Source organism: Enterococcus sp. AZ015 (assembly GCF_050499225.1).
GTDB lineage: Bacteria > Bacillota > Bacilli > Lactobacillales > Enterococcaceae > Enterococcus_D > Enterococcus_D entomosocium.
Map to the genome: position 1 here is coordinate 265670 of NZ_JBMHEX010000001.1, position 25400 is coordinate 291069.

Below are 25400 nucleotides of genomic sequence, written 5' to 3' on the forward strand. Positions count from 1 at the left end.
CTTAGCAAAAAGCACAAGGAGATGAGGAAGATGGAAAAAGTAATATCAATTGCCGGGTCTGATTCAACCGGAGGTGCCGGTATCGAAGCAGATTTAAAAACGTTTCAGGAGTATGGTGTCTTTGGTTTTGCCACGATTGCTTCGATCGTCACGATGGATCCACAAGCGGGTTGGAGCCATGAAGTAACAGCAATGGAACCAGCACTTGTTGAAAAGCAATTGATCTCCGCTTTTGCAGGTGATCCGATGGATGCCCTTAAAACGGGGATGTTAGGCAATGAAGACAATATTGTGCAAGCAGCGAAGATGATTCAACAACAGCAAGTCAAAAATGTGGTGATCGATCCCGTCATTGCTTGCAAAGGGACCGCAGAAATCTTACAGCCAAAAAGTGTCGATGCCATCATCACGCATTTGTTGCCTTTAGCAGATGTTGTCACTCCTAATTTAGTAGAAGCGGGGATTCTTTCGGGTTTGGGGGATTTGACGAGTGTGGAAGCCATGAAGCAAGCTGCTGAAAAAATCCATCAATTAGGTGCTAAATACGTCGTGATCAAAGGTGGTCATCGCTTGCCAGGAGCAAAAGCCATTGACCTTGTTTATGATGGAGAATCCTTCCTCTTGTTAGAAAGTGGCAAAATCGCTACTGATTTCAATCACGGAGCAGGCTGCACCTTTTCAGCGGCGATCGCTGCCGGTCTTGCAAAAGGCAAACCCGTCGTGGAAAGTGTTCGCTTAGCGAAAGCCTTTGTCACAGCAGCAATCAAAGAAGGCGTGGTCATCAATCCCTATGTGGGCCATGTGTGGCATGGTGCCTATACCCACGCCCAAGGACGTATGAAGGAAGAAGCGCCGCAATAGCAGGTTTTCTTCTATATAAATAGGAATTGAAGAAGCACTTAAAAGAAGCGGACAATGCTTCTTTTTCTGTGTTTCGAAAACAAAAGAAAATTTTCTGAAAGAAATGCAAAAGAATCCCGGTTTTTCCATAAAAAAAGCTTGCAATCAATGTTTATCCGTAATATAATCATAAAGGTGCTGTTTACGTAAATACGTAAGTCACACTGGCAGCAAAGAAATTTTCTGCCGGCTACGAAACGAGAGGTTGCGACACGCCCGGACGCTTTGCCATGGACGAGCGTGACGGAAAATTTTCGTGGAGCTATGTCTACTTTTCAAAATAGGCGAAGGAGGGAAAACAATGGCAAAACAAAAAATTCGTATCCGTTTAAAAGCGTATGAACATCGTATTTTAGATCAATCAGCGGATAAAATCGTAGAAACTGCAAAGAGAACTGGAGCTGGCGTATCTGGTCCAATTCCATTACCAACTGAACGCAGCTTGTACACGATCATCCGTGCGACGCACAAATACAAAGATTCACGCGAACAATTCGAAATGCGTACACACAAACGTCTAATCGACATTGTGAATCCAACACCAAAAACTGTTGATGCTTTAATGAAGCTAGACTTGCCAAGCGGTGTTAATATCGAAATCAAACTATAATAATTAAGATGGAGGTGTAATCATGACCAAAGGAATCTTAGGGAAAAAAGTGGGAATGACTCAAATCTTCACTGAATCTGGCGAATTGATTCCAGTAACTGTAGTAGAAGCTACACCAAACGTAGTGCTACAAGTGAAAACAATCGAAAATGACGGCTACGAAGCAATTCAAGTCGGCTACCAAGATATGCGTGAAGTTTTGTCTAACAAACCTGCGAAAGGTCATGTTGCAAAAGCAAACACGGCTCCTAAGCGCTTCATTCGCGAATTCAAGAATGTAGAGCTAGAGGGCTTAGAAGTAGGATCAGAAATCAAAGTTGATATTTTTGAAGCAGGAGACATCATCGATGTAACCGGCACTTCGAAAGGTAAAGGATTCCAAGGCGTTATCAAACGTCACGGACAAAGCCGCGGACCAATGGCTCACGGTTCTCGTTACCACCGTCGTCCTGGATCAATGGGTCCAGTTGCACCTAACCGTGTATTTAAAAACAAACGTCTTGCTGGACGTATGGGCGGAAATCGCATCACGATCCAAAACTTGGAAATCGTACGCGTAGACGCAGAACGCAACGTTATCTTGATCAAAGGTAATGTACCTGGCGCGAAAAAATCATTGATTACAATCAAATCAGCTGTGAAAGCTAAATAAGTAGATAGGAAGAAAGGAGGAACTAAGGAATGCCGAATGTAGCATTATTCAAACAAGATGGAAGCCAAAATGGCGAAATTACATTGAACGAAGAAATCTTCGGAATCGAACCAAATGAATCAGTTGTCTATGATGCAATCATCATGCAACGCGCTTCATTAAGACAAGGAACACACGCTGTGAAAAACCGCAGTGCCGTTCGTGGCGGTGGCCGTAAACCATGGCGCCAAAAAGGAACTGGACGTGCCCGTCAAGGTTCAATCCGTTCACCACAATGGCGTGGAGGTGGCGTAGTCTTCGGACCAACACCACGTTCATACAGCTACAAACTTCCTAAAAAAGTTCGTCGCTTAGCAATGAAATCTGTATTGTCAGAAAAAGTTGCTTCAAATAACTTGGTAGCAGTAGAAGGATTAAGCTTTGATGCTCCAAAAACAAAAGAATTCAAACAAGTTTTAGCTAACTTGACAATTGACTCTAAAGTATTGGTAGTTTTAGAATCTGAAAACGACTTTGCCGCTTTATCTGCGCGCAACTTGCCAAAAGTTTCTGTAGTTACTGCTGATAACATTAGTGTGCTAGACATCGTTTCTAACGACAAAATGTTAGTGACACAAACTGCTCTTACTCAGATCGAGGAGGTGCTTGCATAATGAACTTACTAGACGTTATTAAACGCCCAGTGATCACTGAAAAATCAATGCTTGCCATGGATGACAAGAAATACACTTTTGAAGTGGACACAAAAGCTAACAAAACTTTAGTAAAACAAGCTGTAGAAGCTGCCTTTGACGGAGTGAAAGTGGCAAACGTGAACATCATCAACGTTCGTCCTAAATTCAAACGCATGGGTAAATATGCAGGATATACAAAAAAACGTCGCAAAGCTGTTGTGACTTTAACTGAAGATTCTAAAGAAATCCAAATTTTCGAAGCTGCTGAATAAGCAACTCACGCATAAATTTTACATGGGAGGGAAAAAGACGTGGCGATTAAAAAGTACAAACCTACCACGAACGGCCGTCGTAATATGACAAGTTCTGATTTCGCTGAAATCACAACTTCAACACCAGAAAAAACATTGTTAGCTCCTTTGAAAAACAATGCTGGTCGTAACAACAACGGACGTATCACGGTTCGTCATCAAGGTGGCGGTCACAAACGTCAATACCGTTTGATCGATTTCAAACGTAACAAAGACAACGTCGTTGCTACGGTTAAAACGATTGAATATGATCCAAACCGTTCTGCTAACATTGCGTTAGTACATTACGAGGATGGAGTAAAAGCATACATCTTAGCACCTAAAGGATTAGAAGTTGGCATGACTGTCGTTTCTGGTCCAGATGCAGATATTAAAGTAGGGAATGCATTACCGCTAGAAAACATTCCAGTCGGTACTGTTATCCACAACATCGAAATGAAACCTGGTAAAGGTGGACAATTGATTCGTTCAGCTGGAACAAGTGCTCAAGTACTTGGTAAAGAAGGCAAATACGTATTGATCCGCTTGAACTCTGGTGAAGTACGGATGATCTTAGCATCATGTCGTGCAACAATCGGTTCTGTTGGTAATGAACAACACGAATTGATCAACATCGGTAAAGCCGGTCGTTCTCGTTGGATGCGCAAACGCCCAACTGTACGTGGTAGCGTAATGAACCCTAATGATCACCCACACGGTGGTGGTGAAGGTAAAGCACCAATCGGACGTAAAGCACCAGTTTCTCCTTGGGGACAACCAGCACTTGGCTACAAAACACGTAACAAAAAAGCAAAATCAGACAAACTTATCGTTCGTCGTCGTAAAACTAAGTAATATACTTGACCGTGTGTCGCACATTTTGAGAGGAGGTACACCATGGGTCGTAGTTTGAAAAAAGGACCTTTTGTCGATGACCATTTGATGAAAAAGGTCGAAGCACAAGAAGGCGCTGAAAAGAAAAAAGTGATCAAAACTTGGTCACGTCGTTCTACAATTTTCCCTAATTTTATCGGATTTACAATTGCTGTGTATGATGGACGGAAACATGTACCAGTTTACATCCAAGAAGACATGGTAGGACACAAATTAGGTGAATTTGCACCAACAAGAACTTATCGCGGACATGCTGCCGATGATAAGAAAACAAGACGCTAATTTTGAGGGGAGGATATCCAAAAATGGCAGAACAAATCACATCAGCGAAAGCAACTGCTAAAACAGTCCGCGTTTCTCCTCGTAAATCTCGTCTAGTTATTGACTTAATCAGAGGGAAAAGCGTTGCTGAAGCAATCGCGATCTTAAAGTTCACACCAAATAAAGCAGCTGGAATCATCGAGAAAGTCTTGATGTCAGCTATTGCCAATGCAGAAAATAATTTTGACTTAGATGTTGAAAACTTGATTGTTTCTGAAGCATTCGTAAACGAAGGACCAACGATGAAACGTTTCCGTCCACGTGCGAAAGGTTCAGCTTCACCGATCAACAAACGTACAAGTCATATTACTGTAGTCGTATCAGAAAAATAAGGAGGGACAATCAGTGGGTCAAAAAGTACATCCAATTGGAATGCGTGTAGGCATCATCCGTGACTGGGATGCTAAATGGTATGCTGAAAAAGAGTATGCTGAATTTCTACATGAAGATTTGAAAATCCGTAAATTTATCGCATCTAAACTTGCTGATGCCGCTGTGTCTACAGTTGAGATCGAGCGTGCAGCAAACCGCGTGAATATTTCAATCCACACAGCTAAACCAGGTATGGTTATCGGTAAAGGCGGATCTGAAGTCGAAAACCTAAGAAAAGAATTAAATAGCCTAACTGGCAAACGAGTTCACATCAACATCGTTGAAATCAAAAAACCAGATTTAGATGCTAAATTAGTAGGCGAAGGAATCGCACGTCAATTAGAAAACCGTGTTGCTTTCCGTCGTGCTCAAAAACAAGCGATCCAACGCACAATGCGTTCTGGCGCTAAAGGAATCAAAACACAAGTTTCTGGCCGTCTAAATGGTGCGGATATCGCTCGTTCAGAAGGTTACTCAGAAGGAACAGTTCCACTTCATACATTACGTGCGGACATTGATTACGCATGGGAAGAAGCAGATACAACATACGGAAAACTAGGAGTTAAAGTGTGGATTTATCGTGGAGAAGTTCTTCCAACTAAAAAGAACACTGAGAAAGGAGGGAAATAAACATGTTAGTACCTAAACGTGTAAAACACCGTCGTGAGTTCCGCGGAAAAATGCGTGGCGAAGCGAAAGGCGGAAAAGAAGTAGCATTCGGTGAATACGGCTTACAAGCTGTTGAATCACACTGGATCACAAACCGTCAAATCGAAGCTGCCCGTATCGCAATGACTCGTTATATGAAACGTGGCGGGAAAGTATGGATCAAAATTTTCCCTCACAAATCTTATACTGCCAAAGCTATCGGGGTACGTATGGGTTCTGGTAAAGGGGCTCCTGAAGGATGGGTATCACCAGTTAAACGTGGTAAAATCATGTTTGAAATTGCCGGTGTACCTGAAGAAGTTGCGCGCGAAGCGCTACGTCTTGCTTCTCACAAATTACCAGTGAAAACGAAGATCGTAAAACGTGAGGAAATGGGTGGTGAATCGAATGAAGGTTAAAGAAATCAGAGAATTAACCACTGCCGAAATGCTAGATCAAGAAAAACAATTGAAAGAAGAATTGTTCAATCTTAGATTCCAATTAGCAACAGGTCAATTAGAAAACACTGCACGTATCAAAGAAGTACGTAAATCGATTGCACGCATTAAAACAGTATTGCGTGAACAAGTTAAGTAATAGTGGAAGGAGGCCATTTAGCGTATGACTGAAGAAAGAAATCAACGCAAAGTTTACCAAGGTCGCGTGGTATCAGACAAAATGGATAAAACTATCTCTGTTGTCGTTGAAACAAAGAAAAACCACCCTATCTACGGCAAACGTCTGAACTATTCTAAGAAATACAAAGCACACGATGAAAACAACGAAGCAAAAGTTGGCGATATCGTGAAAATTATGGAAACTCGTCCATTATCAGCTACGAAACGTTTCCGTCTAGTAGAGATTGTTGAAAAGGCAGTGATTATCTAATCACACGAGATTTTCCTATATAGATTGTGAATTGCAAAATCTGAAAGGAGGATACACATCGTGATCCAAGCAGAAAGCCGATTAAGAGTGGCGGACAACTCAGGTGCCCGTGAAATTCTAACGATCAAAGTCCTTGGCGGATCTGGTCGTAAAACTGCCAATATTGGTGACGTGATTGTTGCTACGGTTAAACAAGCAACGCCAGGTGGGGTTGTCAAAAAAGGTGACGTCGTTAAAGCCGTTATCGTTCGTACTAAATCAGGAGCTCGTCGTACAGACGGTTCATACATCAAATTCGATGAAAATGCTGCGGTTATTATCCGTGACGATAAGAGCCCTCGTGGAACTCGTATCTTTGGCCCAGTTGCCCGCGAATTGCGTGAAGGCAACTTTATGAAGATCGTTTCCCTAGCACCAGAAGTATTGTAATAGTGATTCTTATCTAAAGGAGGTGCGAAACAAACATGTTTGTTAAAAAAGGCGATAAAGTTAAAGTTATCACTGGTAAAGACAAAAACAAAGAAGGCGTTGTGCTAGCAGCGTTTCCTAAAAATGACAAAGTCGTTGTTGAAGGTGTCAATGTTGTCAAAAAACACCAAAAACCTTCTCAAACTGCTCCTCAAGGCGGAATCGTTGAAATGGAAGCACCAATTCATGTTTCTAACGTGATGGTGGTTGATCCATCGAACGGTGAAGCTACGCGTGTCGGTTACAAAGAAGTTGACGGCAAAAAAGTCCGCGTTTCTAAGAAAACCGGAGAAGTTCTTGATAAATAATCTGATGAAGGAAGGAGGGGCTAACAGATGAACCGCCTTAAAGAAAAATATTCAAAAGAAGTTGTCCCATCATTAATGGACAAATTTAACTACAGCTCAATCATGGAAGCACCAAAAGTTGATAAAATCGTTATCAACATGGGTGTCGGTGACGCTGTTTCTAATGCTAAAAACTTAGACAAAGCTGTTGAAGAATTACAATTGATCTCAGGTCAAAAACCATTGATCACAAAAGCGAAAAAATCTATCGCAGGATTCCGTTTACGTGAAGGAATGCCAATCGGTGCGAAAGTAACTCTACGCGGCGAAAGAATGTATGAATTCTTAGATAAACTAGTAAGTGTGTCATTGCCACGTGTCCGTGACTTCCACGGTGTGAGCAAAAAAGCGTTCGACGGACGCGGAAACTACACTTTAGGTATCAAAGAACAATTGATTTTCCCTGAAGTAGATTATGATTTGATCGACAAAGTACGTGGTATGGATATCGTGATTGTAACAACAGCAAACACAGATGAAGAATCTCGTGAATTGTTGACACAATTAGGCATGCCATTCCAAAAATAAAAAAAGGAGGCGAACTACGTGGCTAAAAAATCAATGATTGCTAAAAACAAACGCCCTGCTAAATTCTCAACGCAAGAATATACTCGTTGTGAACGTTGCGGACGTCCACATTCAGTTTATCGTAAATTTCATCTTTGCCGTATTTGCTTCCGCGAACTTGCCTATAAAGGACAAATTCCCGGCGTGAAGAAAGCTAGCTGGTAAACTATACTCGCATAAAGGAGGTAAATTATCCCATGGTCATGACAGATCCAATTGCAGATTTTCTAACGCGCGTGCGTAACGCAAACATGGTTAAACACGAAAGCCTAGAAGTACCTGCTTCAAAAATCAAACGTGATATCGCTGAAATCTTGAAACGTGAAGGTTTCGTCCGCGATGTTGAATACATTGAAGATGACAAACAAGGCGTGATCCGCGTATTTCTTAAATACGGTAAAAACGGTGAACGTGTTATCACAAACTTAAAACGTATCTCTAAACCAGGCTTGCGTGCTTATGTCAAAGCTGACGAAGTACCAAAAGTATTGAATGGTCTAGGAATCGCGATTATCTCAACTTCTGACGGTGTAATCACTGACAAAGAAGCTAGAGCAAAAAATGTTGGCGGCGAAGTAGTCGCTTATGTATGGTAATTTAAAATATTCCACAAGGAGGTGCCTCTAAGTGAGTCGTATCGGTAATAAGATCGTCGTTCTTCCTGCTGGTGTTGAAATCAAGCAAAACGGAAACGACATTACAGTTAAAGGACCTAAAGGTGAATTAACACGTACTTTCTCTTCTGATATCACAATGAATATCGAAGGAAACGAAGTAACATTCACTCGTCCAAATGATAGTAAAGAAATGAAAACTATCCACGGAACTACCCGTGCAAACTTCAACAACATGGTTGTTGGTGTTTCTGAAGGTTTCCAAAAAGCGTTAGAATTAATCGGGGTTGGGTACCGTGCTCAATTACAAGGGAAAAAACTTGTATTGAACGTTGGTTACTCTCATCCAGTTGAAATCGAAGCGCCAGCTGGAATCGAAATAGAAGTTCCTTCAAACACTTCTGTGATCGTTAAAGGATCAGATAAAGAAGTCGTTGGCGAATTGGCTGCCAATATCCGTGGCGTTCGTCCTCCAGAACCTTACAAAGGCAAAGGAATTCGTTATGTTGGCGAATTTGTACGCCGTAAAGAAGGTAAAACTGGTAAATAGTCGTAATTCTTTACGACTAGCAGCTTAGGCTAGCAAAATTAAAAGAGGTGACAAATTGTGATTACAAAACCAGATAAAAACAAGACACGTCAGAAAAGACATCGTCGTGTACGTAACAAAATCTCTGGTACTGCTGAGTGCCCACGCTTAAACGTGTTCCGTTCGAACAAAAACATCTACGCACAAGTAATTGATGACGTAGCGGGTGTGACGCTAGCAAGTGCCTCTGCCTTAGACAAAGAAGTTTCAGGTGCAACAAAAACTGAACAAGCACAAGCTGTCGGTAAATTAGTCGCAGAACGTGCAGCAGCAAAAGGTATTAAAGTAGTAGTCTTTGACCGTGGTGGATACCTTTACCATGGCCGTGTAGCAGCTTTAGCTGAAGCAGCTCGCGAAAATGGACTGGAATTTTAAGAGAAGGAGGAACACCATTCATGGTTTATATTGATCCAAAACATTTGGAATTAGAAGACCGCGTTGTTGCGATCAACCGTGTAACTAAAGTTGTTAAAGGTGGACGTCGTCTACGTTTTGCTGCATTAGTTGTTGTCGGTGACAAAAACGGACACGTAGGTTTCGGTACTGGTAAAGCGCAAGAAGTACCAGAAGCAATCCGTAAAGCAATCGAAGACGCGAAGAAAAACTTGGTGGAAGTACCAATGGTTGGTTCTACAATCCCTCACGAAGTTATCGGTGTATTCGGCGGCGGACGCATCCTTATGAAACCTGCTGTAGAAGGTTCTGGGGTAGCTGCTGGTGGACCAGTTCGTGCCGTATTGGAATTAGCTGGGGTAGCTGATATCACATCTAAATCTTTAGGTTCTAACACACCAATCAACGTTGTTCGCGCAACAGTTGAAGGTTTAAAACAATTAAAACGCGCTGAAGAAGTGGCAGCACTTCGCGGCAAATCAGTAGAAGAATTAATCGGTTAAGGAGGACACTATAATGGCTGAATTGAAAATTACTTTAAAACGCAGTATTATCGGACGTCCCCAAAACCAACGTGATACTGTAAAAGCGTTAGGTCTTACAAAGTTGAATTCAACAGTTGTAAAACCTGCTAATGATGCAATCAAAGGCATGGTTAACACTGTTTCTCACTTAGTGGACGTTGAAGAGGTCTAAGGATCAGCAGATCTAGTTTGATTAAGGAGGTGCCAAACCTATGAAACTTCATGAATTAAAACCATCAGAAGGCTCACGCCAAGTACGTAACCGTGTCGGACGAGGAACTTCATCTGGTAACGGTAAAACAGCTGGACGTGGACAAAAAGGTCAAAAAGCTCGTTCAGGCGGCGGAGTACGTCTAGGATTCGAAGGTGGACAAACACCATTGTTCCGTCGTTTACCAAAACGTGGCTTTACAAATGTGAACCGCAAAGAATATGCAGTCATCAATCTTGATGTCTTGAACCGCTTTGAAGACGGTGCTGAAGTAACACCTGTTGCTTTACACGAAGCTGGAATCGTCAAAGACGAAAAAGCTGGAATCAAAGTATTAGCTAACGGAGAATTAACGAAGAAATTGACTGTGAAAGCAGCTAAATTCTCAAAAGCAGCTGAAGAAGCAATCGTTGCTGCTGGTGGATCAATCGAGGTGATCTAATGATCAGACTATTGAAGGATGCCTTTAAGGTTAAGGATATTAGATCCAGAATATTGTTCACCGTCTTAATCTTGTTTGTCTTTCGTCTGGGAACACATATTACTGTGCCAGGCGTAGACGCAAGTCGCCTAAATACCATCGCGGATCTACCATTTTTAAACATGTTAAACTTGGTAAGTGGTGGCGCCATGCAACAATTTTCGATTTTCTCGATGGGGGTTTCGCCTTACATCACTGCCTCAATTGTCATTCAGTTGTTGCAGATGGATATCGTCCCTAAATTTGTTGAATGGTCGAAACAAGGTGAAGTGGGTCGTAAGAAATTAAATCAGGCAACACGTTACTTGACGTTGGTATTAGGCTTTGTCCAATCCATGACATTAACGGCTGGATTTAACTATTACACTCAACTCGGGTTTGTAAACAATCCTAATATGGCAACCTATATCGTGATCGGACTGATTTTAACAGCCGGAACGATGTTAGTCACTTGGTTAGGAGAGCAGATCACCGAGCGTGGTATCGGAAACGGTGTGTCAATGATCATCTTTGCGGGGATCATTTCACGCTTACCAGCAAGCATCAAAGAATTGATTGAAGATTACTTCATTAACGTGGATCAATCGGATATCTGGCTAAATGCTATCTTTATGGCGCTGCTTGTGATTGCTGTGTTGATCGTCATTACTTTAGTAACGTATGTTCAACAGGCAGAACGCAAGATTCCGATCCAATATACAAAACGGGTAGCAGGAGCGCCTACCAGCAGTTACCTTCCTTTGAAAGTAAATGCTGCCGGGGTTATCCCAGTTATCTTTGCCAGTTCTTTTATTACAACACCAAATGCGATCATTCAAGCATTAGGTAGTTCATATAGAGGAGAAACTTGGTACGAAGTGGTGCAAACGATCTTTAGTTACAATACTGTACCGGGTGCGATCATCTACACTGTCTTGATTGTTGCGTTTACCTTCTTCTACGCATTTGTTCAAGTGAACCCTGAGAAATTAGCGGAAAACTTGCAAAAACAAGGAAGTTACATTCCGAGTGTGCGTCCTGGTAAAGGAACAGAAGAATATGTATCGCGTTTGTTGATGCGATTAAGCACGGTTGGATCGATCTTTTTAGGATTGGTTGCTTTACTTCCAATCATTGCTCAGATGGCTTGGAATTTACCGCAATCGATCGGACTAGGTGGAACGAGTCTATTGATCATTATCGGTGTGGCACTTGATACTGCCAAGCAGTTAGAAGGGCTTATGCTGAAACGGAAATATACTGGTTTCATCAATTAAAGTTATTGAAGTGTTGAGGATTTCCTCAACACTATTCAAAAACTTACAGGAGGAATTAGAATGAACTTCATTTTAATGGGATTACCTGGTGCTGGAAAAGGTACTCAGGCAGAACGTATCGTTGCTGAATACGGTCTTCCTCATATTTCAACAGGCGATATGTTTCGGGCTGCGATGGCGAACGAAACAGAACTAGGCCTTAAAGCAAAATCATACATGGATCAAGGCGCATTAGTTCCTGATGAGGTTACAAATGGGATCGTTAAAGAACGTTTAGCTGAACCTGATACCGAGAAAGGTTTCTTATTAGATGGTTTTCCTCGTACATTGGATCAAGCAAAAGCGTTAGATGAGATGCTTGCTGACCTTAACAAAAAACTTGATGCCGTTATTGATATTCATGTTCCTGAAGAAGTTCTTGTAGAACGTTTAGCCGGCCGCTTCATGTGCCGCAATTGTGGGGCAACTTATCATAAATTGTTCAATCCTCCCAAAGAGGAAGGAACATGTGATCGTTGTGGAAGTCATGACTTCTACCAGCGTGAAGATGATAAGCCTGAGACGGTCAAAAATCGTCTAGCTGTCAATATCAAAAGCAGTGAACCAATTTTGACTTATTACAAAGACAAAGGGTTATTGCAATCGATTGATGGGGATCGCGACATCGACGCTGTATTCGAAGATGTTCAAAAGATCATTGACTAATCATAGATTGCCCGAGTCCAACTTGCAGCTTAAAACTTTCTCTTGAAATCTTTGACAGGATATGATAGAATATGTCAGTCCGACTTCTACTTTTTATTAAGTAGGAGCATAGTTTGAGAATATCAGGTGGGAACCGAGTTTCCGCCATTTTATCGTGTGAAAATCACAAGTACAAGGAGGTACTGTGCGTGGCAAAAGAAGATATGATTGAAGTCGAAGGTACAGTCGTCGAAACTTTGCCGAATGCAATGTTTAAAGTAGAATTGGAAAACGGACACCAAGTTCTAGCGACCGTTTCTGGTAAGATCCGGATGCACTACATTCGTATTTTACCTGGAGACAAAGTAACGGTGGAATTATCCCCGTATGATCTGAACCGTGGCCGCATTACTTATCGCTTTAAATAATTGTACTCCGTAAAACCACAGGAGGTATTATCATGAAAGTAAGACCATCAGTAAAACCAATGTGCGAACATTGTAAAGTAATTCGTCGTAAAGGACGCGTTATGGTGATTTGCCCAGCAAATCCAAAACATAAACAACGTCAAGGATAATCGGAGGTGTAACAAATATGGCTCGTATTGCAGGAGTAGATATTCCTCGTGATAAACGTGTGGTCGTTTCACTTACTTATATCTATGGTATTGGTAACACGACTGCAAAACAAATTTTAGCTGACGCTGGCGTGTCTGAAGAAGTTCGTGTTCGTGATTTAACGAATGAACAAACAGATGCTATCCGTGCAGAAGTTGATAAATTAAAAGTTGAAGGTGACCTTCGTCGTGAAGTGAACTTAAACATCAAACGATTGATGGAAATCGGTTCTTACCGTGGGATCCGTCATCGCCGTGGATTGCCAGTTCGTGGACAAAACACGAAAAACAATGCACGTACTCGTAAAGGCCCGTCTAAAACAGTCGCAGGCAAGAAAAAATAATTCCTAAGTGAAGGAGGTTAAAACTTCATGGCAGCAAAAAAAGTGAGTCGTAAACGCCGTGTGAAAAAGAATATTGAAGCGGGTATTGCACATATTCACTCAACATTCAATAATACAATCGTAATGATCACTGATACTCATGGTAATGCATTAGCATGGTCATCAGCTGGTTCATTAGGTTTCAAAGGAAGCAAAAAATCTACTCCTTTTGCCGCTCAAATGGCAGCAGAAACAGCTACCAAAGCAGCAATGGAACACGGATTAAGAACTGTTGAAGTAACAGTTAAAGGACCTGGTTCTGGACGTGAAGCAGCAATTCGTTCATTACAAGCAGCAGGTTTGGAAGTGAGTGCGATCCGTGACGTGACTCCAGTCCCTCATAATGGATGCCGCCCTCCAAAACGCCGTCGTGTTTAATGAGTGCTGCTCATTTTGAGTGTAACAAATACGTCATTGAACAAGACACTTTTCGTTTTGAAAGGGGTAATAGATAAGAATGATTGAATTCGAAAAACCAAGAATCGCAAAGATTGATGAAGACAAAGATTATGGCAAGTTCATCGTGGAACCTCTTGAAAGAGGCTACGGAACTACACTAGGAAATTCCCTACGTCGTATTTTATTATCTTCTTTACCTGGTGCGGCAATCACCAATATTCAAATCGATGGAGTTTTACACGAATTCTCAACTGTTAAGGGTGTTCGGGAAGACGTTGCTCAAATCATCTTGAATATTAAAGGTCTTGCATTGAAAATGTACGGGGATGAAGAAAAGACCCTTGAAATTGATATTTCAGGACCTGCTACAGTAACTGCTGGCGATATCATCGTTGATAGTGATGTAGAAATCCTTAACAAAGATATGTATATCTGTACCGTTTCTGAAGGTGCTACGTTCCATGCTCGCTTAACAGTGAAACCTGGCCGCGGCTACGTTCAAGCGGACGAAAACAAAAAAGAAGACATGCCAATCGGCGTTCTTCCAGTCGATTCAATCTATACACCAGTACGTCGTGTCAACTACCAAGTAGAAAACACACGTGTCGGTCGTCGAGATGATTTCGACAAATTAACGATGGAAATATGGACTGATGGCTCAATCGAACCATTGGAAGCAATGAGTTTGTCTGCGAAAATCATGACTGAACATTTAGACATCTTTGTTAACCTAACTGATGAAGCGAAAAACGCTGAAATCATGGTTGAAAAAGAAGAAACACAAAAAGAAAAAATGTTGGAAATGACGATCGAAGAATTAGACTTATCTGTTCGTTCATACAACTGTCTAAAACGTGCAGGAATCAATACTGTACAAGAATTGACAAACAAATCTGAACCAGAAATGATCAAAGTAAGAAACTTAGGCCGTAAATCTCTTGAAGAGGTCAAAGTGAAATTACATGATTTAGGTTTAGGACTACGTAAAGACGATTAAACCGTTTTCGATTACGTTAGTTCGGTTCGTCTGACCGATACAACATTCGAAAGTGAAGGAGGGAAACCACGTGAGTTATCGTAAACTAGGACGCACATCTAGCCAACGTAAAGCGATGTTGCGTGATTTGACAACTGATTTATTCATTAACGAACGTATCGTTACGACTGAAGCTCGTGCGAAAGAAGTTCGTTCAACTGCAGAAAAAATGATCACTTTAGGTAAACGTGGTGATTTGCATGCACGTCGTCAAGCAGCAGCATTCGTTCGTAATGAAGTTGCAAGTGTACGTGAAGAAAACGAAGAAGTAGTTATTGAATCAGCATTACAAAAATTATTCAATGATATCGCTCCTCGTTACACAGATCGCCAAGGTGGATATACTCGTATCTTGAAAACAGAACCAAGACGCGGAGATGCTGCACCAATGGTTATCCTAGAACTTGTTTAAAATCACACTTATCATCACTTTATAGATGTTTACTAAGAGTGTTATGATGTTGGAAGAAACTTTCCGAGTCTAGCTCAGCGCCTACACCTCGATGTATTTCGAGGTGTACGCACTCATCATAAAGTGCTTTTTTTTTACTTTCGATTACCTGTCAAGACAGGTGATGGCAAGTGAAAAAAAGATCTGGAGACAAATCGTGCGCGAATCATTGAAAAACGTGCGCTTTTTTGGTAGTGTTAGAAAGAATTAATCGCAAATGAAGGAGTCTATCATGAAGCCAATCATTGAATTGAATGCTATTACTGTGCGTTATAGCGAAGAAGAGCGTGCCGCGTTAAATAACGTATCCTTTTCCATCAACAAAGGGGAATGGGTGGCGTTGATCGGCCATAACGGCTCTGGAAAATCAACTTTAGCAAAAACCATCAATGGCTTGATCTTGCCGCAAGAAGGCAGTGTTTCTGTCGGCGAATTGCCTTTGAATGAAGAAAATATCTGGAATATTCGAAAAATGGTCGGTATGGTCTTTCAAAACCCTGACAATCAATTCGTTGGTTCGACGGTGGAAGATGATGTGGCTTTCGGTTTAGAAAATCAAGGAATCCCGCGAGAAGAAATGCTGGTTCGTGTCAAAGACGCTCTGGAACAAGTACGGATGAGCGAGTTTGCGACGCGGGAACCCGCGCGCCTTTCTGGTGGTCAAAAACAACGGGTAGCCATTGCCGGTGTCGTTGCACTGCGCCCGGATATCATCATTCTTGATGAAGCCACTAGTATGCTAGATCCAGAAGGCCGTGAAGAAGTGATCGCAACGATCAAAAAAATCAAAGAGAAAAACAATTTGACCGTGCTATCGATCACCCATGATATTGATGAAGCAGCTAACGCCAATCGGGTGCTGGTGATGCGTCAAGGAGAGCTCGTCCGCGAAGGGACACCAGCAGAGATTTTTTCTGCAGGTCCGGAACTGATTGAGCTAGGCTTAGATCTGCCGTTTCCTGAAAAATTAAAGGCGGCACTAAAACAGCGGGGCGTCACGGTACCACAAGCGTACTTAACTGAAGAAGGGATGGTGGATTGGCTATGGACATCCGTTTTGAACAAGTAGGATTCACCTACCAACCGCATTCTCCGTTTGAACAACGGGTTTTGTTCGATATCGATTTAGAGATCAAAGAAGGCTCTTATACCGCCTTAGTCGGTCATACGGGTAGCGGAAAATCTACGTTGCTGCAGCACTTGAATGCATTATTAAAACCAACGACTGGAACGGTCACGATCGGTGAGCGAGTCATCAAACCCGAGTCAGACAACAAAAATCTAAAACCGTTACGTAAAAAAGTCGGGATCGTTTTTCAATTTCCTGAATCCCAATTATTTGAAGAAACCGTTGCGAGAGATATCGCTTTTGGACCGAAAAACTTTGGCATCTCCGAAGAAGAAGCCAAAGGTTTAGCCCAAGAATACATTCAATTGGTAGGTTTAGATGAAAGTTTTCTGGAACGTTCACCATTTGACCTTTCAGGGGGCCAAATGCGCCGTGTAGCGATTGCTGGAGTCTTAGCTATGGAACCAGAAGTTTTGGTCTTAGATGAGCCGACAGCTGGCTTAGATCCACAAGGACGCAAAGAGATGATGGAAATGTTTGATCGCCTGCATCGGGAAAAGAACATGACGATCATTTTAGTGACCCACTTGATGGATGATGTGGCGAACTATGCTGATTATGTCTATGTGTTAGAAAAGGGACGTCTCGTCAAAGCCGGCACGCCGTCCGTTGTGTTTCAAGACACTGCTTGGCTGCAAGAAAAGCAGTTGGGGGTACCGACAGCAACCGCATTTGCGGAGCAACTACAAGCCAGAGGATTGGCATTTGAGCAGTTGCCGCTAACGGCTGATGAACTGGCAGATGTTTTAGTAGCAAAGGGGGCGACTGCCCATGATGAATAAACTGATTTTCGGTCGTTTTATTCCCGGGGACTCCTTGATCCACCGTTTAGATCCACGGGTCAAATTGATTGCTAGTTTTTATTTTATCGCGATTATCTTTTTGGCGAATAATTGGCAAAGCTATTTATTAGCGGGGGCTTTTACGCTTTTTTGTATCTCTTTTTCAAAAATTGATTTTGGCTTCTTTATTCGCGGCGTACGTCCTTTGATTTGGCTGATTTTGTTTACCGTGGCGTTACAGATTTTATTTACTACCGGCGGTGACGTCTATTGGTCTTGGTGGATCTTTAACATCACAGAATTTGGTGTCCAAAATGGGATCTTTATTTTTTGTCGTTTTGTTTTGATCATTTTCATGTCGACTCTGTTGACGTTAACGACGCCCCCATTAGAGCTTTCAGATGCGATCGAATACATTTTGCGTCCTTTAAAAGCGATCCGTTTCCCTGTCCATGAAATCTCACTGATGCTGTCGATTGCGTTGCGCTTTGTACCAACCTTGATGGATGAAACAGAAAAAATTATGAATGCTCAGCGTGCCCGCGGGGTCGATTTCGGCGAAGGGGGACTGTTGCAGAAGATGAAGGCGATCGTTCCTTTATTGATTCCTTTATTTGTCAGCAGCTTTAACCGTGCGGAAGATCTAGCTACCGCTATGGAAGCCAGAGGCTATCAAGGCGGCGAAGGGCGTACCAAGTATCGTATTTTGCACTGGCATCAACGGGACACATTGGTTGTCATCGTTTTTGCGCTCTTTACAGTAGCATTAGTGTTCTTAAGAGGATAAACGAAGACCTATGATTGAAGTCAACCCACGAAAGGTTCTTAACGAAGCAACGAGACTGCTGGCAATCCCAGCGGCTGGTTCGAAAAGGCCTGTCGATCGATCAGACTTTTCTCATAGGCCTTTTTTTGAAAAAATAGAAAGAAACAGGTGATTCAATGGTCCGCTATAAAGCGACGATCGCTTATGATGGTACGAATTTTCAAGGATTTCAGCGTCAACCCAATGGACGAACGGTTCAAGAAGAGATTGAAAAGACATTAACGAAGATGAACAATGGGCAACCGATCCAGATTCATGGCTCTGGCCGCACCGATGCGGGGGTCCATGCGCAAGGGCAAGTGATCCACTTCGATTTCCCTCAAAAGCGTCCACTGGAAAAAATGCGCTTTGGATTAGATACCCAAACGCCAGAAGATGTTGCGGTAAAATCGGTGGAGATCGTTGACGATACCTTCCATGCCCGCTACTTAGTCATTGAAAAAACCTACCAGTTTCGGGTAGACATTGGGAAACCCCGCAGTCCTTTCCGCCGCCATTATGCCAGCTATTATCCGTATCCGCTAGATTTGGAAAAAATCCAACGAGCGTTGCCAGATTTTTTAGGCACCCATGACTTTACCAGTTTTTGTGCGACGGGCAGTTCAGTCGATGACAAGACGCGGACGATCCATGAGGCGTCCATGGCGGTCAATGACGCTGGAGATGAGTTGATTTTTACCTTTCGCGGCGATGGATTTTTGTACAAGATGATCCGGATCATGGTGGGCACATTGCTGAAAATCGGCAATGGACGGATCGCACCTGACAGCATTCCTGCAATCATTGCGCAAAAAGACCGAAATGCGGCAGGTCCCACGGCTCATCCAGAAGGATTGTATTTGGTTCATGTTGCTTATGAATAAGGAAAAACACAAGCTTCGCTGCTCTTACACAACAAGAGATAGCGAAAGCTTGTGTTTTTATTTTTTCTCAGGCAAAACAGAGGTGGTTTCTTGCCAATCTTCAGTCCTTTCCGTCGCGTTTTTAGGCGCAGCAATGGTGGGTGTTTTTTCCAAGGTACCGGCAGCGACTAAGGCGGCGATGGCTACCAAAAATGCGAAAAGCAAGTAAAGCAGCCAGCTCCAAGCAACGTGATAGCGATTGCCGATGCCTAAAAAGACCATTTGTCCGACAGGTCCCCCTAGCATCACAATGGTGGAAAAGATCCCGCTGCTGATGGCGAGATGTTCTTCATCAATCTCACGAATCAGATATGCCGAAAAACGAGGATTGATTTTTCCAATCAGATAGCCTTCAGCAAAGAGCAGCGCAATCATGAGCCAACGGTTATGCAGGAAGAGAAAATTCAAGGTCAACAGACATAAAACGAAAGAGGTATACGCAATCAAGCGAACCAGACCGGTATTCTTGAACCAGTCGGCAGCAAACAAGGCGCCAGCGACCATACCGATCGAAGTAGCGATGCCTGCCATCGCAACGGTGTTGCCATAAGTGGCAAACCAAAGCGCAAGGTCATCCAACAGCTGGAGATTTAGTAGACCGCTCGTACTAGCAGCTAAGGTATTGATCAGTAAGGCAAAGAGGATCATCTTTTTAAGAAAAGCCGTACCAGTCAATAATTTAAAAGTATCCGAGAAATTCTGAAAGAGTGGTGTTGCTGCTTGATTGATTTTCCCTGGCACCGCATAGAAGAGCGAGCGGTTCAGGAAGATCACGATCGCGGCTAAGAAAAACGTCACGGCATTGATCAAACCAAAAGCCGCAAAGTTATTATTCAGTAAAATGATCCCCCAAGCACCGATGCCTTGAAAGACGATTTGAACGGTGGTTTGACACGCCATTTGAAAGCCCATGGCACTGTCTAAGGCATCAGCAGGCACAAGACGGCGAACATAGGGCAGCTGCAACCCAGAACAATAAGCGCCCAAACAATCAGATACAATGTTGATGCCTAGCAAAAGGAAGAAAGACCATAAACTAGGCGGCAGTTGGATCAAAAAAGCGAGTGCCACAAAAAGGACTCCTTGTAAGAGTCGACTGCTGATCATCCATTGCACTTTGTTTTTGGTACGATCGGCTAGATAGCCAGTCAGGATCCGTAAGAGATCAGGGACTAACAGTGCCATGGAGGCTAAGGAAACAGCAAGGGCATTAAAGGGTAATGTACTGGCATAAACTACAAAGACGATATTAAATAAACTCATGCCGATGCCGCTGAGTAAGGCGGCGTTGACTAAGGCACGATAGCCTTTGTTTTGTTGATATTCTTTCATCGAAATCATCCTTTCACGTTCTACGTTGTAAAATCAGTATAGGATGCTTTATACTAAGAGAAGAAAATAATCCACTATAGTGGAATTTAAATGCACCAGGAGCATACCAGAGGTTACTGTCACGAGTGATTAGCAGTTAAAAGAGTGGCATGTAAATAAGGTGCCGCAGATTTTGCTCCTCAACATTTTATAGGTTTGAATCTAAACTTGAATCTAGAACAGGAAAATTTAATTGCGGAGCTTCATTCGTGAAGTGGGATTGGTTTGGCGTTTGTAGACCGATCGTTGTGAGGAGGATGGTTATGGAAGAAGGAAAACTGTACCGACAATTGCGCAAAGAGCGCGGCTATACGATCGCTCAAGTGGCGGATGAACAAAACAGTCGCTCGTTTATCAGTAAATTTGAGCAAGGTGCTTCAAGTATCAGTATTCATCGATTGGAACGCTTATTAGAAAATATTCATGTCACAGTGGAGGAGTTTTATTATTTGCGTGCGCAGCAAAAGGGCGTAAAAGGGCACGACAACCTGATGAGCTTTCCCAGCTATATGACGAGCGAATTTATGGATTTACTGGATCGAATTTTAGGGATCAACAAAGAAGCTTATTTGAGTAACGCCCACGCCCAGAGAAGCAAAGAAGGGCTGGAGGAAATGCGTAGCGAACTGATCGCCGCTTCCAAACAGCATTCTTTTGTTTTTCTGTACCTTGAGATCACAAAGGAGATACATGAAATCAATCTCTCAGGTCCTAAACTCAATCACTCTTCTGGTGACTATATGGAAAAGCTACGCACCAAAACTCGCCCCGTCATTTCCTACCTTACGAAAGTAGACAACTGGGGCGTTTATGAGATTTTGCTTTTTCGTTATTTTCAATTCTTATTTCCTGTCGAAACCTCCTATCACTTACTGCAGATCGCTATCTCTCGCACAAAAAAAGAACAAGGTTTGTCCTTGATGCGAGAAATTCAAATGGATTTGATTTTTAGTTGTTTTACGACGTTTGTCAATTTTCGCCGCCTGGAGTGGGCAAAAGAGGTGTTGACCATTGCAGAGGAATTATTGGCAGATCGCGGAGACATGCTAAACAGTACGCATCTTCTTTGCTATCAAGGATGGTACTGGTATATTTATGGCGATCAAGAAAAAGGACTGTTGAAAATCGATCAAGGGCTTTCGATCTTTCGCGTCTTAAAACAAACCAAAATGGTTAAATTATGGGAGCGATCGTTGCACTCCATCAAGAAAAATGCGGAAGAACCCAACAGTTATCTTATGTTTCGCTAAACGCTCTAAGGGCTAACGGGCTAGGCATTGCTCCCCGAATCGAAGGGGATCTAGCGGGTAATGGATGCTAAGACCACTAGAGCGAACAACTGCGGAACCTGAGCACAAAAAAGAACCAAACTCACCGATCATTGAGCGACACCCATAAGTCAGCTTTTGCTCTAACTTAAGGAGATCGCCTCAAAAAGACGAGTTGGTTCTTTTTCGATTAGGTTTCTGGTGGTTGATCCATGAGTTGGCGTTGGTTGTCCAAGACTTGCTTTTTGGCTACTTGTTTCTGGTAAAACCAAGCAAACAAGATAAACAATGCGATGCAGCCAAAGAACAAGCAAACACCGATAACAAAGCCTTGCGGTAAGAAGGAGAGTTCCAAGTGATGGGTGCCACTTGGGATCGTCACACTGATAAAGCCATCTTGAAAGGCCGTGATTGGGACTTCTTTGCCGTCAAGCGTAGCAGTCCAGCCCTTGTCATAAGGGATGGTTGTTACAAGCTGCTGCTCTTTTTCAGTCGTGATGTCGGCTTTGGCACTGCGTTTGCCGACAGTCATAGCGACCCCTCGTTCTTGGATCGCATCAATTGCTTGTTGGTAGGCGTTGGTATCCAAGGTCACAACTTGCGGGTTTTGGAAGGAGATTTCAGGCGTTCCGTAGAAGCTGACGGTGAATTGAACCGTCGTATCGGTCTCATAATGTCCTAAGTCGTAGTATTGACCGTTGATACTGATTTGCGTTTCTCGCTGCTGACCGTTGACTGTCACGGTGGCAGATGAGCTTTCCAATTCTCCGAAGTTGGCAGGGAAGAGACTCAAGTACGCTTGCGAGTTCGCCGGAACCTCCACTTGCCAAGTCACTTCTTTTGCGACATTGCTTTCTTGCTCAGTAAATTTCATATACATGCCGTCATTGGTGATATCTGTATTTTTACTATGGATCACCGTGATCGGCTGAAAGGCAAAATACTCTAAATTTAAATCGGCCAAGCCATTGAAAAGATTTTTCTGGCTCGTCAAGTTGTCGTTTTGCGGCTGTTCAATCGATTCGATGGTCGGTTCAGCCAAGAAACCTAGAGGTAACGCATTTTGATTTTCATAGAGCTTGTATTCACCAGATTCTCCGACTCGTTGAAAGCCGTATTTGGTGAGATTTGGCTTGGAGATATTGTATTTGATTCCTGTAAAAGCATCCATCAGCAAGGTATTATTCGGATAGCGGATATTTAAATTGGTGCCGCGAGACCGAAAGCCCAGATTATCCAGGTAGCTTGAGGAATTGCGGTTACGAATTGAAGAAAACATGCTGACCCCGCTGTAGCCATAATTGATACTGTCGTTGGAAGAAACAGGATCAAGGTTTTCTAATCGGAAAAAGGTATCATTGTCTTCGTTGGCTTGAGTGACTAGTTTTTTGATGTCCGGATAAGGTTCTGTATACAAACTACGAGAAGCATAGTTCCAATCATTCAAAATTCCGCGAACCATGCCGCTCGTATTGACGGCCATTTCTCCGCAGACGAAGATCAGCATCAAGATCGTCACTCGTTTTTGTGTTAAAAGACCTAATTGCCCGAACCCAATACATAACAAGTAAAGAACAAAGAATACGATCGTTAGCGCAAAGGAAGTAGCGGAAACATATTCATAGGTTCCGGCTCCTTTCAATGCGTAGGAGAGGGCAAATACCACGATCGTAGAAAGACCAATAATGAGAAACAATCCGCGATCTTTTTGCTGCAGTTGCTCCCATCCGTATCCCGCCAGCATGATCACTAAGAAGGAGAACAAATAGGCATAGCGGAAAAGGAACATATTTGGGGCATGCATCCCATGCCAAAAAAGATTCATCGGCACGATATAAAAACTGGCGATCAAAACAGCAAACATGCCAGCGTATAAGAATTTATCTTTCAAGCGGATTTTCTTCGAAACAAAATATAAAATACACAACAGCAACGGCAATAAGCCGATATAGATGAAGGGAATGGAGCCGTATTTTGTCGTATCGTAAACACCGATCATGTTTTTCATCACGAGATCAAAGACATCGGTGGCTTCGGTTTTAAAGGAAGAAATCGTCGTCAATTCTTCCCCGTTCGACCGCAAATCTAATAAGGCAGGTAAGATGATCACCATTGAGGCGCCGCCAGCTAACAAAGAGGTGATGCCGTAAGGAATGATCGCCCCGCGAGCTTGCTTCCAGTTGCGACCCAATTGAACCAAGAAATACATCACGGAAAAGAGACCGATCATAAAGCCCATGTAAAAACTGGATAAAAATAACAGCAGATAACTGATAAATAACACGACTGGTTTTTTCTTTTTCACTAACCGGTCAATACCTAAAATCACTAGCGGTAGATAGATCATGGCATCAAGCCACATGATCAGCTCCGAATGGGCGGTGATGAAGGACATCAAGGCATAACAGACTGCTAAGGTCACATGCTGCCAACGTTGGATCTTAAAGGTTTGGCTGGCATAAAACCAAAACGCCAATCCTGCACTGCCGATTTTGATCAAGGTTAAAAAGTACAGGGCATCTGGCATTAGCTGATTTGGGAAAAATAAGACGAGGGGAGTGAAGATTCCCCCTAAATAATAGGAGATCAATGCCAGATAATTTAAGCCTAAAGAGGCGTTCCATGTATAAAAGATACTTTGCTTGCCTAAGAGCATATTGCGAAAGCTGGCATGAAAGTTTGAGAATTGCGAAAAGGCATCACTGGCTAAGACACTGCGGCTGCTGCCGGGGTAGATACCGATGGTCAAATAGATCACTGCCATGATAAGAAACGGCAAGAAGAAACTAGCAAGCATATAAGGCCAATGTTGTTTGGCAAATGTTTTTATTTTCGTCACAAGAAGTCACCTGTTCTTTATCAATTTTTTCTTAGTTTACCACAGGTGAATCGATTAAAAAAACAAAGACCTATTTTCTTTAATGAAAACCTAAGTGAAAGCGCACCAAAGAAAAAAGGGTACAAAAAAAGCCGTTCAAAACGAACGGCCGAAAAGGTCTAATTATACGCGCTCAACTTTTCCAGATTTCAAAGCACGAGTTGACACCCAAACTTTTTTAGGTTTTCCGTCAATCATAACGCGAACTTTTTGCAAGTTAGGTTTCACAGTACGTTTTGTCGCATTCATTGCGTGAGAACGATTGTTTCCACTTGCAGTTTTACGTCCAGTAAAGTAACAAACTTTAGCCATGTGGTTATTTCCTCCTTTGCCTTGATGTTGGAGCGCTATTTCAGCTCATACCATCTGAATTTATCACAGAAAGGTGAAAAAAGCAAGAGTAATTTTCAAGAAACATTGACTTTTCCCAGTAAACATTGTAAATTAAACAAGGTCGAAATGCAAGACGTTTGGTCAGAAAGCCCCTTTTCATATGTCTCATCCTTTTATTTGCGGTACAGCTATGATAAAATATGTAAGAAGAAAGATGGGTCATGCCCATTGAAGGAGGCTATAAAATGGCTGTAAAAATTCAAACCTCATCAGGTATTATTGAAATCAGCAATGAAGTCATTGCAACAGTGGTCGGAGGCGCAGCAACAGATGTGTTCGGCATTGTTGGTATGGCTAGCAAGAAACAAATCAAAGATAACATCAATGAAATTTTACGAAAAGAAAATTATTCTCGCGGTGTCGTTGTCCGCCAAGAAGAAAACGGCATTGCAGTGGATGTATACACGATTGTTAGCTATGGAACAAAAATTTCCGAAGTTTCCCGCAATGTGCAGGAAAAAGTGAAATACAACTTAGAAACGATGCTAGGTGTATCTGCGAACTCGGTAAATGTATTTGTTCAAGGCGTACGTGTACTGCCAGATTAGGCAAGGGATCCGTTCATGGCGGATGATTTTAAGGA

General features: G+C 42.5%; 39 protein-coding genes. 36 read left to right on the forward strand and 3 right to left on the reverse strand.

The window, feature by feature from the left end; genetic code table 11:
• Positions 1-30 precede the first annotated feature (30 nt).
• The 34 genes from thiD (at position 31) to truA (ending at position 18868) form a co-directional block, all read left to right on the forward strand.
• Positions 31-861: a bifunctional hydroxymethylpyrimidine kinase/phosphomethylpyrimidine kinase gene (thiD, locus tag IGK85_RS01230; RefSeq protein WP_008376390.1), complete on the forward strand. Its 831-nt coding sequence runs from the start codon at positions 31-33 to the stop codon at positions 859-861.
• Between the two features lie 340 nt (positions 862-1201).
• Positions 1202-1510 (forward strand): 30S ribosomal protein S10, encoded by a 309-nt coding sequence (rpsJ, locus tag IGK85_RS01235; RefSeq protein ID WP_003127966.1) that lies wholly within the window; start codon positions 1202-1204, stop codon positions 1508-1510.
• A gap of 22 nt (positions 1511-1532) precedes the next feature.
• Positions 1533-2162, forward strand: a complete 630-nt coding sequence (gene rplC / locus IGK85_RS01240; protein WP_003127967.1) for a 50S ribosomal protein L3 — start codon at positions 1533-1535, stop codon at positions 2160-2162.
• A gap of 29 nt (positions 2163-2191) precedes the next feature.
• Positions 2192-2815 carry a 50S ribosomal protein L4 gene (gene rplD, locus IGK85_RS01245; protein ID WP_005226910.1) on the forward strand — a complete coding sequence of 208 codons (624 nt, stop codon included), beginning with the start codon at positions 2192-2194 and terminating at the stop codon, positions 2813-2815.
• The gene (locus IGK85_RS01250; RefSeq protein ID WP_005226911.1) at positions 2815-3108 is read left to right on the forward strand and encodes a 50S ribosomal protein L23; all 294 of its coding nucleotides are present in this window, start codon (positions 2815-2817) and stop codon (positions 3106-3108) included. Before rplD ends, IGK85_RS01250 begins: the two co-directional genes overlap by 1 nt.
• 39 nt (positions 3109-3147) lie before the next feature.
• A complete protein-coding gene (gene rplB, locus IGK85_RS01255) occupies positions 3148-3981 on the forward strand; it encodes a 50S ribosomal protein L2 (RefSeq protein ID WP_005226912.1) in 834 nt (277 codons plus the stop codon).
• A gap of 42 nt (positions 3982-4023) precedes the next feature.
• A complete protein-coding gene (gene rpsS, locus IGK85_RS01260; RefSeq protein ID WP_005226914.1) occupies positions 4024-4302 on the forward strand; it encodes a 30S ribosomal protein S19 in 279 nt (92 codons plus the stop codon).
• A 23-nt stretch (positions 4303-4325) separates the two neighbouring features.
• Complete coding sequence (gene rplV / locus IGK85_RS01265) at positions 4326-4673, forward strand: 50S ribosomal protein L22 (protein ID WP_003127973.1); 348 nt, start codon at positions 4326-4328, stop codon at positions 4671-4673.
• A gap of 13 nt (positions 4674-4686) precedes the next feature.
• Entirely contained in the window at positions 4687-5343 is a 657-nt protein-coding gene (gene rpsC, locus IGK85_RS01270; protein WP_005226916.1) for a 30S ribosomal protein S3, read from the forward strand.
• Positions 5344-5345: 2 nt separating this feature from the next.
• Complete coding sequence (gene rplP / locus IGK85_RS01275) at positions 5346-5780, forward strand: 50S ribosomal protein L16 (protein ID WP_005226918.1); 435 nt, start codon at positions 5346-5348, stop codon at positions 5778-5780.
• On the forward strand, positions 5770-5958 hold the full coding sequence (rpmC, locus tag IGK85_RS01280) for a 50S ribosomal protein L29 (RefSeq protein ID WP_005232529.1): 189 nt from the start codon (positions 5770-5772) through the stop codon (positions 5956-5958). Before rplP ends, rpmC begins: the two co-directional genes overlap by 11 nt.
• Positions 5959-5982: 24 nt before the next feature.
• Positions 5983-6249, forward strand: a complete 267-nt coding sequence (gene rpsQ, locus IGK85_RS01285) for a 30S ribosomal protein S17 (RefSeq protein WP_005232528.1) — start codon at positions 5983-5985, stop codon at positions 6247-6249.
• Between the two features lie 60 nt (positions 6250-6309).
• A complete protein-coding gene (gene rplN / locus IGK85_RS01290; RefSeq protein ID WP_003128006.1) occupies positions 6310-6678 on the forward strand; it encodes a 50S ribosomal protein L14 in 369 nt (122 codons plus the stop codon).
• Positions 6679-6713: 35 nt separating this feature from the next.
• A complete protein-coding gene (gene rplX / locus IGK85_RS01295) occupies positions 6714-7025 on the forward strand; it encodes a 50S ribosomal protein L24 (protein WP_005232526.1) in 312 nt (103 codons plus the stop codon).
• Between the two features lie 27 nt (positions 7026-7052).
• Positions 7053-7592 (forward strand): 50S ribosomal protein L5, encoded by a 540-nt coding sequence (rplE, locus tag IGK85_RS01300; protein WP_005227088.1) that lies wholly within the window; start codon positions 7053-7055, stop codon positions 7590-7592.
• 18 nt (positions 7593-7610) lie between these two features.
• The gene (locus IGK85_RS01305) at positions 7611-7796 is read left to right on the forward strand and encodes a type Z 30S ribosomal protein S14 (protein WP_003128010.1); all 186 of its coding nucleotides are present in this window, start codon (positions 7611-7613) and stop codon (positions 7794-7796) included.
• A 32-nt stretch (positions 7797-7828) separates the two neighbouring features.
• Positions 7829-8227: a 30S ribosomal protein S8 gene (gene rpsH, locus IGK85_RS01310; RefSeq protein ID WP_005227093.1), complete on the forward strand. Its 399-nt coding sequence runs from the start codon at positions 7829-7831 to the stop codon at positions 8225-8227.
• A gap of 31 nt (positions 8228-8258) precedes the next feature.
• The gene (rplF, locus tag IGK85_RS01315; protein WP_005227095.1) at positions 8259-8795 is read left to right on the forward strand and encodes a 50S ribosomal protein L6; all 537 of its coding nucleotides are present in this window, start codon (positions 8259-8261) and stop codon (positions 8793-8795) included.
• A gap of 57 nt (positions 8796-8852) precedes the next feature.
• Positions 8853-9209 (forward strand): 50S ribosomal protein L18, encoded by a 357-nt coding sequence (gene rplR / locus IGK85_RS01320; protein WP_005227097.1) that lies wholly within the window; start codon positions 8853-8855, stop codon positions 9207-9209.
• Between the two features lie 20 nt (positions 9210-9229).
• Positions 9230-9730 (forward strand): 30S ribosomal protein S5, encoded by a 501-nt coding sequence (rpsE, locus tag IGK85_RS01325; RefSeq protein WP_003128014.1) that lies wholly within the window; start codon positions 9230-9232, stop codon positions 9728-9730.
• 13 nt (positions 9731-9743) lie between these two features.
• Positions 9744-9923 carry a 50S ribosomal protein L30 gene (rpmD, locus tag IGK85_RS01330; protein ID WP_003128015.1) on the forward strand — a complete coding sequence of 60 codons (180 nt, stop codon included), beginning with the start codon at positions 9744-9746 and terminating at the stop codon, positions 9921-9923.
• 40 nt (positions 9924-9963) lie between these two features.
• Positions 9964-10404, forward strand: a complete 441-nt coding sequence (gene rplO, locus IGK85_RS01335; protein ID WP_003128016.1) for a 50S ribosomal protein L15 — start codon at positions 9964-9966, stop codon at positions 10402-10404.
• A complete protein-coding gene (secY, locus tag IGK85_RS01340) occupies positions 10404-11699 on the forward strand; it encodes a preprotein translocase subunit SecY (protein ID WP_005227099.1) in 1296 nt (431 codons plus the stop codon). Before rplO ends, secY begins: the two co-directional genes overlap by 1 nt.
• A 60-nt stretch (positions 11700-11759) precedes the next feature.
• Positions 11760-12404 (forward strand): adenylate kinase, encoded by a 645-nt coding sequence (locus tag IGK85_RS01345; protein WP_005227100.1) that lies wholly within the window; start codon positions 11760-11762, stop codon positions 12402-12404.
• Between the two features lie 188 nt (positions 12405-12592).
• Entirely contained in the window at positions 12593-12811 is a 219-nt protein-coding gene (gene infA, locus IGK85_RS01350; RefSeq protein WP_002288695.1) for a translation initiation factor IF-1, read from the forward strand.
• Positions 12812-12843: 32 nt separating this feature from the next.
• Positions 12844-12960: a 50S ribosomal protein L36 gene (gene rpmJ, locus IGK85_RS01355; protein ID WP_002288710.1), complete on the forward strand. Its 117-nt coding sequence runs from the start codon at positions 12844-12846 to the stop codon at positions 12958-12960.
• A gap of 17 nt (positions 12961-12977) precedes the next feature.
• On the forward strand, positions 12978-13343 hold the full coding sequence (rpsM, locus tag IGK85_RS01360; RefSeq protein WP_005227102.1) for a 30S ribosomal protein S13: 366 nt from the start codon (positions 12978-12980) through the stop codon (positions 13341-13343).
• Positions 13344-13370: 27 nt separating this feature from the next.
• Positions 13371-13760 (forward strand): 30S ribosomal protein S11, encoded by a 390-nt coding sequence (gene rpsK, locus IGK85_RS01365; protein WP_005227104.1) that lies wholly within the window; start codon positions 13371-13373, stop codon positions 13758-13760.
• A gap of 79 nt (positions 13761-13839) precedes the next feature.
• Entirely contained in the window at positions 13840-14778 is a 939-nt protein-coding gene (locus IGK85_RS01370) for a DNA-directed RNA polymerase subunit alpha (protein ID WP_008376367.1), read from the forward strand.
• Between the two features lie 70 nt (positions 14779-14848).
• Complete coding sequence (gene rplQ / locus IGK85_RS01375) at positions 14849-15229, forward strand: 50S ribosomal protein L17 (protein ID WP_003128038.1); 381 nt, start codon at positions 14849-14851, stop codon at positions 15227-15229.
• Positions 15230-15500: 271 nt separating this feature from the next.
• Positions 15501-16337, forward strand: a complete 837-nt coding sequence (locus tag IGK85_RS01380; RefSeq protein WP_005227109.1) for an energy-coupling factor ABC transporter ATP-binding protein — start codon at positions 15501-15503, stop codon at positions 16335-16337.
• Positions 16313-17179, forward strand: a complete 867-nt coding sequence (locus tag IGK85_RS01385; RefSeq protein WP_008376364.1) for an energy-coupling factor ABC transporter ATP-binding protein — start codon at positions 16313-16315, stop codon at positions 17177-17179. Before IGK85_RS01380 ends, IGK85_RS01385 begins: the two co-directional genes overlap by 25 nt.
• Positions 17169-17966, forward strand: coding sequence for an energy-coupling factor transporter transmembrane component T family protein (locus tag IGK85_RS01390; RefSeq protein ID WP_005227113.1), 798 nt, complete (start codon positions 17169-17171; stop codon positions 17964-17966). Before IGK85_RS01385 ends, IGK85_RS01390 begins: the two co-directional genes overlap by 11 nt.
• Positions 17967-18121: 155 nt before the next feature.
• Positions 18122-18868: a tRNA pseudouridine(38-40) synthase TruA gene (gene truA, locus IGK85_RS01395; protein WP_008376361.1), complete on the forward strand. Its 747-nt coding sequence runs from the start codon at positions 18122-18124 to the stop codon at positions 18866-18868.
• A gap of 57 nt (positions 18869-18925) precedes the next feature.
• Here the strand turns inward: truA and IGK85_RS01400 are convergent, their stop codons facing one another.
• The gene (locus IGK85_RS01400) at positions 18926-20239 is read right to left on the reverse strand and encodes an MFS transporter (RefSeq protein ID WP_008376359.1); all 1314 of its coding nucleotides are present in this window, start codon (positions 20237-20239) and stop codon (positions 18926-18928) included.
• Positions 20240-20541: 302 nt separating this feature from the next.
• On the opposite strand from IGK85_RS01400, the gene IGK85_RS01405 reads away from it, so the two are divergent.
• Positions 20542-21528, forward strand: a complete 987-nt coding sequence (locus tag IGK85_RS01405) for an Rgg/GadR/MutR family transcriptional regulator (RefSeq protein ID WP_008376357.1) — start codon at positions 20542-20544, stop codon at positions 21526-21528.
• 208 nt (positions 21529-21736) lie between these two features.
• Here IGK85_RS01405 and IGK85_RS01410 read toward each other — a convergent pair whose 3' ends face one another.
• Both IGK85_RS01410 and rpmB read right to left on the reverse strand, forming a co-directional pair.
• Complete coding sequence (locus IGK85_RS01410) at positions 21737-24385, reverse strand: YfhO family protein (protein ID WP_008376355.1); 2649 nt, start codon at positions 24383-24385, stop codon at positions 21737-21739.
• A 162-nt stretch (positions 24386-24547) separates the two neighbouring features.
• Positions 24548-24736 (reverse strand): 50S ribosomal protein L28, encoded by a 189-nt coding sequence (rpmB, locus tag IGK85_RS01415; RefSeq protein WP_005232504.1) that lies wholly within the window; start codon positions 24734-24736, stop codon positions 24548-24550.
• A gap of 266 nt (positions 24737-25002) precedes the next feature.
• Here rpmB and IGK85_RS01420 point away from each other — a divergent pair, with 266 nt between their 5' ends.
• Positions 25003-25365 carry an Asp23/Gls24 family envelope stress response protein gene (locus IGK85_RS01420; RefSeq protein ID WP_005227125.1) on the forward strand — a complete coding sequence of 121 codons (363 nt, stop codon included), beginning with the start codon at positions 25003-25005 and terminating at the stop codon, positions 25363-25365.
• The last annotated feature ends 35 nt before the right edge of the window (positions 25366-25400 follow it).